At 44.9% G+C, this 12,554-nt stretch carries 7 protein-coding genes; all 7 read left to right on the forward strand.

Annotated features, from left to right (window positions below):
• Positions 1–6 precede the first annotated feature (6 nt).
• The 7 genes from CS948_RS03465 (at position 7) to CS948_RS03495 (ending at position 12,542) form a co-directional block, all read left to right on the forward strand.
• On the forward strand, positions 7–1,170 hold the full coding sequence (locus CS948_RS03465) for a retropepsin-like aspartic protease (RefSeq protein WP_099290354.1): 1,164 nt from the start codon (positions 7–9) through the stop codon (positions 1,168–1,170).
• A gap of 422 nt (positions 1,171–1,592) precedes the next feature.
• On the forward strand, positions 1,593–3,734 hold the full coding sequence (locus tag CS948_RS03470) for a hypothetical protein (RefSeq protein WP_099290355.1): 2,142 nt from the start codon (positions 1,593–1,595) through the stop codon (positions 3,732–3,734).
• Positions 3,735–3,848: 114 nt separating this feature from the next.
• Positions 3,849–5,333 carry a hypothetical protein gene (locus tag CS948_RS03475; RefSeq protein WP_255301838.1) on the forward strand — a complete coding sequence of 495 codons (1,485 nt, stop codon included), beginning with the start codon at positions 3,849–3,851 and terminating at the stop codon, positions 5,331–5,333.
• 142 nt (positions 5,334–5,475) lie between these two features.
• Positions 5,476–6,030 (forward strand): RNA polymerase sigma-70 factor, encoded by a 555-nt coding sequence (locus CS948_RS03480; RefSeq protein WP_099290357.1) that lies wholly within the window; start codon positions 5,476–5,478, stop codon positions 6,028–6,030.
• A gap of 104 nt (positions 6,031–6,134) precedes the next feature.
• Positions 6,135–7,280 carry a FecR family protein gene (locus CS948_RS03485; protein WP_099290358.1) on the forward strand — a complete coding sequence of 382 codons (1,146 nt, stop codon included), beginning with the start codon at positions 6,135–6,137 and terminating at the stop codon, positions 7,278–7,280.
• Between the two features lie 84 nt (positions 7,281–7,364).
• A complete protein-coding gene (locus CS948_RS03490) occupies positions 7,365–11,006 on the forward strand; it encodes a SusC/RagA family TonB-linked outer membrane protein (RefSeq protein WP_099290359.1) in 3,642 nt (1,213 codons plus the stop codon).
• A gap of 12 nt (positions 11,007–11,018) precedes the next feature.
• Complete coding sequence (locus CS948_RS03495; protein ID WP_099290360.1) at positions 11,019–12,542, forward strand: RagB/SusD family nutrient uptake outer membrane protein; 1,524 nt, start codon at positions 11,019–11,021, stop codon at positions 12,540–12,542.
• Positions 12,543–12,554: the final 12 nt, after the last annotated feature.

Below are 12,554 nucleotides of genomic sequence, written 5' to 3' on the forward strand. Positions count from 1 at the left end.
TTCAGTATGAAATTCAAACAATTATATATTAGTCTGTTGGTCGTGAGTCTTGCTTTTTCGTGTTTCACGACCAAGGCAGAAACTCCTGCCTTTTATGTAGAAGTGCCTTACACGACCATCAACGGAAAGATTATCATTGAAGCGCGGGCAGAAGGCGTCCCGGGAAAATTTATTTTTGACACGGGTGCACCTACTTATATCACCTATTCTCTGGCTCGGCGTCTTTCTTTAGACGCCACAAGCACGCAAAATATTCTGGATGCTCACAATCAGTCGATGACTTTGGAGAAGACACAATTGAAAAGTTTGTCCATGGGGATAAAGCCGGGAATTAATATAGAAGAAATTCCGGTCACGATTATGCCTGAAGGTCATCTTATCGAACAATTCGGCGTGGATGGAATGATTGGTTGCGAGTTATTTCCGGGGGCAGTCGTGCGTATAGATTCTCGTCAGAAAAAGATAATTATAACCGATAACATTTCCCCTTTCCGTATTAATTTGAGGAATCGTTTGCCGTTGCTCCACGTGCAAGGGCAGATACCGTTTATAGAATTGAACGTGGGAGCGGGGGTGATAGAAACGGTTATGTTCGATAGCGGTTCGGGAGCTTTCTATGAAATGACCACGGCGACCGCATCGGAAGCTCTTCGGGAGAATGCCGCTGCTTTGCAATCCAAGGGATACGGTAGTAGTGGTATCGGTATGGCGGGGGCTGCCTCTGCCGGCGAACATAATTTGATTCGTTTATTTGAGTTGCGTGTCAGCACGGGACGTTTCCGGAATATTGTCACGGAATCGATGGATGCACCGTGTTCCCGTTTGGGTTCACAATTATTGGACTACGGTACGGTGACGATTGATTACGCCTCGAGTGCTTTTTATTTTGAGCCTTTTGAATCGGCACCTCAAGATTTGTACAAGAAAAGATGGAACGTGGATTTCACCGTGGCGAATGGTCACGTCGTGATTGCTTGCGTTTGGGGAGAATTGGTAGAGAAGATTTCTCCGGGAGAACGTGTTTTGAAGATAGACGGGGAACCCGTCGGGGAGGTAAATGTCGCCGATGCCTTGCAATCTTCGATAGTGAAAATTAAGAACGAGAAAGCTGTTATCACGGTTTTACGACAAGATGGAACGGAAGTGGATGTCACTATTGAAAAGAAGTAAATAGTAGATATATTTTTAAGGGGCCGCATGAATGATTTTTAATGCGGTCTCTTTTTTTTGCACTGTTTGAACCTTTTTTCTCATGACTTTCAGTAGAGGTAAGTTAAATAATTGTAATTAATGATGTATATTAATTATAGTTTATTGGTAGCATCTCCTATTCAACTCCCATTCAACTCCTATTCAACCCCTATTTTAAAGGTTAAAAAATAGGATTTAAATTAAAATTGAATAATATTTACATTATAGATAATTCCTGTGATATACATGATTGATAACCTTGAAATAACTGAATTGGGGAGTAATAATATTTTAACGGGAACTCAAAACTAATAGACGTTTTGATTTGGTTGCAAATTTTATTCAATCATTAAATTATTTCGCTACTTTTGAAATCTTGTGTAACGTGTATTATTATTTGTATGAGGAAAGTAGTTTGCAGTATTTTGTTTATCTGGCTATTCGTGAGTACTTATGGTCAGCGTCCGGAGGATATCCGGTGGAACCCGTCGAACGGGATGAACTTCGTGGAGTTTCTGGAAGTGTGGAAACCGGGAATGCCTGTTAGTGAGGATGATAATTTTTTCATTTCACGTGTGAAACTGAAGGAGCGTTTCGAGAACGTGAAGACGCAGGTGCATCCAGAATTGAGTATGGAACGGCAGTTGTGCTGGTGGACACCCATGGGGGACGGTAAGAAACAATGGAAATCGTTTCCCCGCAACCAGTTCGAGGCGGATAATTTCAGTATGTGGCAGTACGTGGATATACACGGGAATTGGGGGGACGGTTGGTTCCGGGTTCCGGGGGTATTCAATGATGCGGCACATAAAAACGGGGTGCGTACGGGATGCGTGTTGTTTATCAACTGGGGAGAATCGGTTCGGAAGCCGGGTGACCGGGTGTACGATCTTTTCGTTAAATTGACGGAGAAAGATGAATACGGGCGTTTCAAATACGCGGAGAGGTTGATTCTGTTTTTGAAGTATTACGGGATTGACGGCATCGGTATCAACCCGGAAGGAGTGTGGAGTGCCGATATCGCTTCGGAGGTACAGGATTTCTTCGCGGAATTGCATGTGCAGGCGAGAGTGCAGGGATTGAAGGGTTTTCATATTGATTGGTATGATAGCAACGATAATAACGGACGTTTGAGTTTCGGGCAAAACGCTTTGCAGAACCGTAACCGGGATTGGTTCCAGAAAGGGAATCGTGTGGTGTCGAATATGTTTATGCTGAATTATAATATTGATAATTGGGGAGGTAACAAGGACCCAATGGGTGAATCAGCCCGCAATGCCGTTGCCTACGGGAGAAGTTCGTATGACGTGTACGCCGGGTTCTACCTGAGAGGACGGGGGCTTTCCAGTTATGATTTTGAACCTCGTGAAGGAAAGGGATGGGAAGTGTTGAAAGACAAACCCGTGTCCGTCTGCCTGTGGGGAGAACATGAGCGGAATAATATTCATAACGCTTCCCGCGAGTACGGGGAAGATTCGTTTACCGTGCAACAGACTTATTTGCGTAAACTGGAGTACTTTTTCACGGGCGGGACAAGAAATCCGGTGAATGCGCCTGCCGTGACCAACACGATTACGACGGTGAACGAGAAGGATATGCAACGTTTTCACGGGATATCGACTTTCTTTCCGGCACGAAGCGCGATACGGGAACTCCCTTTCGTGACTCGTTTTAACTTGGGGAACGGGCTTTTCTTTAACAAGGAAGGGAAGACGGTCAATACATTGGCTTGGTACAACATCGGGATGCAGGATTGGATGCCTTCTTGGCGTTGGTGGGTAACGGGACGGGACGAACGTGTCCCGGAGGATGCCGTGCGATGTGATTTCGTGTTCGAGGATGCTTGGTTCGGGGGCTCGTGCTTGAAATTGCACGGGGCGACGGGGTATTCCAAGGTTCGTTTGTTCAAGACGGATATACCGGTTGACGGGCATGTAGAATTGGCTTTTACTTGTAAAGTGAAGGGAAGTGACGATAGCAGCTTGAAGGTGATTCTTTCGAGGGTAGGGACGGAGGCAGAGTTTATTGAAATTCCAGTAAGTCAAGAAGTGAAGCCGGGGCAATGGCAGACGATAAGATGTAAGTTAGGAGATTACGGGATACAGGCAGGGGAAAGAATCGCTTGTATTGGTCTGGTGGTAGAGAATACGTCGGAAGACTACGAGGTTTTTATCGGAGAGTTGTCTTTAATCGACCCGCGGGTCAAGTATAATCCTGTACGTCCGGATATTTTGGCAACAAAGGTTATTCGGGAATACAATGATTCTCTGGATTTTAAACTGGTATGGGATGTAATTCCCCTCGTGAATCGCGAGAAGGATATGCCCGTGATGAACGAGGCGGTGGACACATGGTATTATGAGGTGTACGTGAGGGAATCGCCTCGTGGGAAGGTTCGGTTGGTGGCGACGACTACTTCGTGGGCGGCGTACGTGTGTGGCGTGCCTGTTTTGCCCGGTGGCAAAGGACTTTGGTTGGGAGTACGGGCTGTGGCACCCGACGGAAAGCGCACGTCTAAGATTACATGGGAGAGAGTAAAATAGGAATCGTGTATCGATTTTAACGTAAATTTAACCTATCCCGCGGAGCAAGGAGGGGGATAGATGTTTATATTTGGAAATTAATTATTTTGTGTTTTATATATTATTAATTGCGAGATGAAACAAATTTACCGATTATCAATTTTGTTGTGTTTGATGATTTCGGTGATGCCGTCATTTGCCCAGAAGAAAAAGGGCGGCGGTAATACCCGAAACGAGTATGTTGTGTTGGCATCCAAAGACGTGCAGAATGATGCAGCTTGGATGCAGGTAGTGGATGCTTTGAAAAATAAGCATAAAGCGGAGGTCTTCTTTTACGAGAAAGCTCCCCGTGAGAATCTGGCCGATCTTCAACGGGTGCGTCCCCGTTACGTGGCTATAGTGGAGAAACCGGAGAACTTGGGACGTGATTACGTGATAGATATGCACCACGTGAGCCGGGAAGTCGACAATGATATTTTTGCCGATTTCTTGTGGGGTGTTATCACGGGCTATGACGCAGATGCGGCAATGAAAATGGTGAACAACAGCACGGAACCTTTGTTAGTGAAAGATGCCGTTGCCACGATCATGGAGTTGAATAGCGCGAAATGGTTTGATAATTACGCTTGGGTTGACGATCATAGCCGCGGGCTTTGGGGCGAGAAGAAAGGTAGAGACGGGAAAGTGCAGACCGCCCAGATAGACCCGAAGACTGTCCTGAAGAAATTCACGGACTTGTATGGCGATTACAACCCGGATTTGGTTGTGACTGCGGCTCATGCCACCGAAAGGAATTTGGAGATGCCTTTCTCTTTAGGCAATATTCTGGCGAAGAACGGAAAGCTTTACGCCAGCGATCATTATACCCGTACAACTTGGGATTTAAAGGAGAGCGGGAAGCGTAAAGTGTATTTTGCCGTGGGTAACTGTTTGATCGGAAACGTGAACAACACGAAGGAGAGTATGGCTATCGCTTGGATGAATAGCGGTAATGCCGCTACTATGATCGGCTACGTGGTAACTACTTGGCACGGTCGTAACGGTTGGGGTGGTCTGAAATATTGGGTTACCAACCCGGGACGCTATACTTTGGCTGAGGCAATATACATGAACCAACAGGATTTCCTGTACCAGCAAAACGAGTGGTATCCTTCTTTAATTAAGGAAAACTATAACTTTGACGGAAATGAATTTCAGATTGCCGCGCAAAAGATAGCCAAGGCGATGAATGATCAGAAACCGACACAAGACCAGATCGGCTTCTGGCATGACCGCGACGTGTTGGCATATTACGGTGATCCGAAGTGGGAGGTACGTTTGCAGGAAGTTCCGGGAGAAACGGATTTCACGGTAACTTCCAAGGTGAAAGGAAAGAAATGTATCATCACGATCAAGACGAACGAGAATTTCAGTCTGGAACGCATGAAAGGGGATAAGTTCAAACAGGAGCACGTGTTGGATTTACCCTTCAACTATTTCTTTCCCGCGCGTTTGAACAATCCTCGTCTGGCTGCCGGACAGGACTGGAAGGCTGTCGTGGACGAGAATTTCCTGATTATTTATAATCCGGATTTCAAACCGAATTCGACTTACGAGGTGGTACTGGATATAGATAAATAGGGATTAGAGATATTTTTGTAAATGTATGGAAGTGGCAGAATAATGAACCTTTTTGCCACTTCTCTTTTTGAGAAGGCTTTGGTATTAATTTTTTTATTACTTTTGGTGCGGGAATGGTGATCGTTTCTTGTAAAGGTTTAAAATGGAATTGACAGATGCACATATAAAGGCATTAGCCCGAGGAGATCGGAAAGCTTTCTTGTTGTTGTACGAGAATTTTTTCGCGGCACTTTGTGTTTTTGCCCGAAATTATTCCGTGGAAAAAGAAGAGGCGGAGGATATCGTGCAGGATGTTTTCTGTCGATTGTACGATGAACGGCATCGTTTCGTGAATGTTTCTTCTTTGAAATCTTATTTGTATACTTCCGTGAGAAACGGATGTTTAAATTATCTGCGGAGCGAGAAAAGGCGGAAAGACCGGGAAGCCCATTATTATGACGAGGTGGATGATGAACGCACTTTTCTTGACGATATCATGGAGAGTGAGGTATATCGCCAGTTAAAAACGCTATTGGATGAATTGCCTCCCCAGTGTAAAAATATTTTCGAGCAGGCTTTGCAGGGTGCGACTTCCGAAGAGATTGCCGCCGCTTTGCATTTATCCGTGGAGACGGTCAAGACTCAACGCAAGAAAGCGAAAAAGATATTGCGTGACCGTTATACCTTGTTGTATGATGTGTTTGGAATCTTGATATAACGGGATCGTAGACATTTTCTTGAATATTTCATAAAATAATATTGAAATTCGAATACCCACTTTTTTTGTTGGCGGTGTCTTAATAATATATAAAGTGGGAAAATATGGAAAATAATAAGATGCTATATCGGATTTCAAAGTTAATAACTGCTTATTTCAGCGGGACGTGTACAGAAGAGGGGGAGGCTGAATTAATGGCTTGGAGAAACGAGTGCGAGGAAAACGAGCGACTTTTCAAGCGGGTGATGTCGAGTGACCGTTTCAAGAAATATATTCAAGAAAGCGGGGAATTTGATTACTTGAAGTATTTTACAGTAATTGATCGAAAGATAAAACGAGATCGGAGAAAACTTGTTTTAAGAAGGGTATCCTATGCCGCGGCGTTAATACCTTTTATATTGGCAGCAATTTTGATTTTGCATAATAGGGAGATAGAGAAAATTCCGGTAAAGCATCTTCCGATAGAGCCGGGGTATGCCCAAGCAGTCTTAACAACGGAAAGCGGACGGATGATTCGGTTGGAAAAACTGGAAGTGCATGGGCGGTTGGGTTCCAACATGGTGGCAGATCACGATACTTTGCGGTATTTGGCACAGGATGGAGGAGTGAAATCAGAACTACATAAATTGTCAATCCCGAGAGGGGGCGAGTTTTTCGTGAAGTTGTCGGATGGCACGAAGGTTTGGTTAAATTCGGACAGTGAATTCGAATACCCGACAAGTTTTGCGGAAGGGGAGAGAGTGGTTTCTTTAAAGGGAGAAGCCTACTTCGAGGTGACGCATGATGAACAGAAACCGTTTGTCGTGAAGTCCGGAAAACAACGGGTACGGGTGCTGGGTACCTCTTTTGCGGTACAGGCTTATGAGGACGGAACACCCTCGTTGACCACGCTGGAAAAGGGATGTGTTGAAGTTATTTATGAAAGGGAACGAGTGGTTCTGGAACCGGGAGAACAATCTTTGGTAAAAGATGAGGAGGTGGTTGTGCGCGAAGTGAATACGTTCGAGTACACTGCATGGCGTAACGGGGTTTTCATTTTTGTCGATATGCCACTGGTGCAGATTATGAACACGTTATCCAAGTGGTATAATATCAATGTATTTTATGCTTCGTCTAGTCTAGGTGACATTCGGTTTACCGGGGAATTGAGGCGTTATGCGGATATCGAGGAACTACTGCATAAGTTCGAGGTTTTGGAGAAAGTGAAATTTCAAATTAATAATAGGACTGTGATTATAAGCGAGTATTAAAAATAATGGGAATTGCAGGTCACAATCCCCATTGTTATACAACCTGGCAGGGTTGATTTTTACTAATTAAAGTACGACAAAGTTATGGAAAAAAATGAGTTTTCTTTTCCTCCTGACAAAAAAATAGGAGGCAGGGTTCATTTCATGTTGTTTTTAGCATGGTTGCTATTCAGTGGAATGTCCAATTTGTATGCTCAAAAAGTGAACGTCGATGTTCAGGATGGGGCGTTGGCAGATGTTTTCAAGAGTATTCAGTCGCAGACGGATTATCGTTTTATGTATTCTACCCAGGATGTTGCACCTTATAAAAACATCACGGTGCAAATGAAAGGTGTAGAAGTGGAAGAGGTTTTGAAGGCGGTACTGCAAAAGACAGATTTGGTTTTTGTGGTTGAAAAAACGGTTATCTTCATTAAGAAAAGACCTGTTCAAGATCCGGTGACGGGTATCGAGGTGATTGGTAAAGTGACGGACAAGAATAAAAATCCATTGCCCGGGGTGACGGTCGTGTTGGAGGGAACGCTGTTCGGGACGACGACGAACGAACAAGGCAGTTATCTGTTGGTTATTCCCAAGCGGGATTCTATCGTGCTGGTGTATTCGTTCGTGGGGATGAAGACGCAAAAGGTGAGATACCAAGGGCAGAAGGAAATTAATGTCGTTATGGAGGAAGATGTGACCGAGATGGAAGAGGTTGTGGTTACGGGGTACCAGACAATGCGCAAAAGTGACGTGGTGGGTTCCGTAACGACGGTAAAGGCTTCGGATATTATGATGCCGGCGTATACCTCCATAGACCAGATGTTGCAGGGGCGTGTTGCCGGAATGCTGGTAATGAACACGAGTTCCCGGGTGGGAACGAATCCTAAAATTCGGGTTCGGGGAACTTCGACTATTCTGGGAAATCAAGATCCTTTGTGGGTCGTGGACGGGATTATCCAGCCAGACCCGATCACGATAGACCAGAATGATTTGATGGTAAATGATTTGAAAACTATCCTCGGTAATCAGATCTCTTGGTTGAATCCGGCGGATATCGAGACGATTACCGTGTTGAAAGATGCTTCAGCCACGGCTATTTACGGGTCGAAGGCAGCGAATGGGGTAATTGTGATTACCACGAAAAGAGGACAGCAAGACCGGATGACGGTGAATTATAACGCGACGTTTAGTTTCCGAGCCCGTCCTCATTACGGGTTGTTTAATCTGATGAATTCCCAGGAAAGAATCCAATTCAGTGAAGAGGCTTACGCTGCCGGTGCGTTATATAGCGAAGCTCCTCTACTTTCTTCCGATACCTATGAAGGCATTATGCAGTTACTTTACAAGAAAGAACTCACGAGTGACGAGGCGAAAGCTGCCATTCAGCGTCTGGAGGGTGTGAATACGAATTGGTTTAAATTGTTGACACGTAATTCATTTAGTCACAATCATAACTTGAGTGTCGCGGGAGGATCGGCAAAAGTGACTTACCGGGCTTCTCTTGGCTATAATGACCAGGCGGGAGTGGAGTTGGACAATGATGCCAAGAATTTGAGCGGACGTTTAAATATCGGAGTTCAGATGCATCCCAAGGTACACGTCGATGTTAATTTGACCGGGGCGATCAACAAGACGCGGAGTTATGCTGCGGGGGTTGATCCGGTAGGGTTTGCCACGGGAATGAGTAGGGCACTCCCGGCTTATAACGAAGACGGCAGTTACTATTTTTATCGGAAACGAGCCGGATACAGGTTGAATAGCCGGGATCCGGATTTGGGGTACAATATATTGAACGAGATGGAACATTCTTATTCGAAGAATAAATCCTCCAATTTGAATGCTTCCTTGAATTTTTCATGGGATGTGCTTCCGTGGTTGAAGTATGAGTTTGTCGGGGGATTGAATAATACTTCGTTATTCTCGGAGTCGTATGCCGGGGAGCAGACTTTTTATGTCGCTGAGAAATACAGGGGATATGACTTCGGTACGGAGGAGTATGGTTCGGAAAGATACAAGGCAGCCATGCTTCCGTTCGGGGGAGAGTTGTATAATTCCGCGCGGGATGTTTTAGGGTGGAATATCCAAAATAAAGTGAATATTCAAAAAGTGTTCAAAGAAGATCATCGGATCAATCTTTTGTTGGGAACGGAAGTCAGTTCCACGGCAACCAAAGACCGTTCCAATAAGATTTTCGGTTACGTGGCGGAACGGGGAGAACGGATTGTTGAACCGACACCCATGGATGAGATTGTGCCTATCGGGTATGGCGACGATATGAGTAGGTGGGGTATTTTGCAGGATCTTTATAATGGAAACGGGTGGACGAGGACAACAAGTACCACTACTCAATTCTCGCTTTTCGCGACACTGGCTTACTCTTATCTTGACCGGTACGTGTTGAATGCCAGCATCCGTAACGATGCTTCCAATCGGTTCGGGCAAGACCAGAACAAGCGTTTTGATCCGACTTATTCTTTCGGTCTGTCGTGGAATATTGCCCGGGAACCTTGGTTGAATAGTATATCAAAGTTTTTGAACCAGTTTACGTTACGGGCTTCTTACGGGATACAGGGTAACGCGGTAAATTCGATAAGCCCGGATTTGATACTGACTCAAGGTTCTATAAAGAATTATTACGGGAAATACCAATCTACCATCAGTCGCCTGCCTAACCCGGACTTGAGTTGGGAACGCACGAAGTCGTGGAATTTCGGTGTAGACCTGCAATTGGTGCAATGGATATCCATGAATTTTGAATATTATACCAAGAAGTCGGATAATATTGTCACTCAAGAGATCGCCTTGGAGTATGGCTTGGGATCGACGGAGATTAACGGTGGACGAGTCGAGAATTCCGGTGTGGAATATTCGTTGAATATCACGCCTGTCCGGGGAAAAGATTGGGGATGGACTGTCGGGTTGAATTCTTCAAAAAACTGGAATAAAGCACGCGTGCAATCCTTGGCTAATTTCGCGTTGGGTGATTATTTATTTGGAGGCGGAGCCAAGGGAGGAGGACAGAAAGTGGTGAAGAAAGGATACCCGTTATCTGCTTTTTGGTCGTACTCGTTCAAGGGTTTGAATCACGATACGGGGTTACCGGAGTTTAATCTGTTATACCAGTTGAATGAGGATGGAAGTGTAAAAAAAGACAACGAGGGCAACCCCGTTCTTGCCGATGCTTCGGAGTTGACGGACTTTCTGGTTTATTCCGGCAAGTTGGAACCTGATTTCACGGGAGGATTGACCACACGCGTGAGATGGAAAGGGTTAACTTTCGGGGCTAATTTCTCTTTGTTGCTGGGAGCGAAGAAGCGCTTGACGAGTCCTTATCCCGATACCCATACGATTCCTCTTTCTCATCAAAATTTGGATAAAGGTCTGCTGAAGCGTTGGAAAAATCCCGGGGATGAAGAATTCACGAATATCCCGAGTTTGTTCACGGGGAGGATATTGGAGTACGCGGAATTGCCCTTGGGTCAGAGAGAGAATTTATACACGATGTGGGCTTATTCGGATGCTTTGGTCGTGAGTGCGAATTTTCTTCGTTGCCAGCAAATGACTTTGAGCTGGAACGTGGATGATGCATGGTGTGCCCGTTTGGGACTGAAAAGTTTGCAGTTGAACGCGACAATGAATAATGTATTTGTTATAGCGAGTAAGAAATTTAATGGCTTTGATCCTGAATTGGGAAATAGTATTCAACCCAAGACTTATTCTATTGGAGTTAATATCGGATTTTAAAAGAAATGTCGTATGAATAAAGTGATAAGATATGGTTTATGGTGTTTCATGTTGGTACTGGCATCCTGTCAGGACTTCCTGGAACCTAAATCACAGAGCGAGTATGTACCTGAACTGGTACAATCGTTACAGGAATTATTATTGGGGACGGTGTACATGGGACCTGGTGACGGGGCTTTGACGAGCGTGTTGAGTTTTGCCGATGATGACGTGGCAAGGCGTCCCGATTTGACTAATTTCGAGGCTGGCAGTGAATCCACGTTTGAGCAAGTACGGTTGGCATTTTCATGGTCGGATGAGATGCAGCTTCGTTTAGGGAATTATAACGTGTATGGAACGATATACGATAAAATTGTCGGTTGTAACGCGGTTTTGGATTATATGGATGACGTGAAAGGAAGTAAGGAAGATAAAGATTACGTGCGGGCGCAAGCGTTGGCAATGAGGGCGTTTTATTATTATTACCTGGTAAATTTCTACGGGAAACCTTATGGTGCGGATAAGGATGCGTTAGGGGTTCCTTTAAAATTAACGGCAGATTTGTCCACGGAAAGCATCGCGAGAAGTACCGTGAAAAGAGTGTATGACCAAATGGTGGAAGATTTGTCAGAGGCTGAAAAATTATTTGCCAATGTATCCCGGGAGAGGCAGTTGCAACGGGAGGGGTTGGTTAACCTTCCCATGGTTGATTTGTTGCTGTCCAGAATATATTTATACATGGAAAATTGGTCGGAAGCGATGGAATATGGTGAGAAGGTGATCAACGATTTCGGTATTTCTTTATTGGACTTGAATGTCGGTATGCCCGGTGGCAGCAAGTCGAGGGACTATTTTGTTAAAGAGAATCCGGAAGTGATCTTTTTGTTCGGGGATGCTTATGGGACTTATGCCTTTGCTGCCTCTCGCGTGGATATTTACGATGGTAAAAATTATTTTATGAATTCAATTGCTGTTGCCTCCGATTCTTTGATCAAGCAATATGACAGGACGGATCTGCGACTTGACAATTATTTATATTGGGAATTTCCCATGGATGGAACACCCCCGGTTTACAGGCTTCCGTTCGGTAAAGTCGCGTGCAGTTATGGTTCGAATTTCCCTAATCAAGGTGGAACCGCGTGGGGTGGGGCATTAAGGGTGGCGGAGGCTTACCTGAATGTTGCCGAGGCGGCAGCGATGTTGTTTAAAGCTCAAAATGACGTTACTTATTTAACGAAGGCTTGTAACTTGATGGATCGGTTACGGGAAAACCGTTATAGACAAGGAACTTACCGGACTCTTGATATTACCGCCCCGGACGAGTTGATCCGTTTCGTGCGTGACGAACGGCGGCGTGAATTGTGTTTTGAGTTTCACCGGTGGTTTGATTTGCGGCGTTACGGTATGGATGAAATGAAACATCTTTGGTACGACAATTCCGGTAATCCGGTAGAATACAAACTGGAGAACAATGATCCGGGTTTCACATTATTGATCCCGCAGGAGGCTTTCAACTTGAATCATAGTTTGGTTCAGAACGAGAAAAGAGGGAAATAGTTAATAACTTCA

Origin of the sequence: Butyricimonas sp. Marseille-P3923, assembly GCF_900184685.1 — a bacterium.
Lineage (GTDB): Bacteria > Bacteroidota > Bacteroidia > Bacteroidales > Marinifilaceae > Butyricimonas > Butyricimonas muris.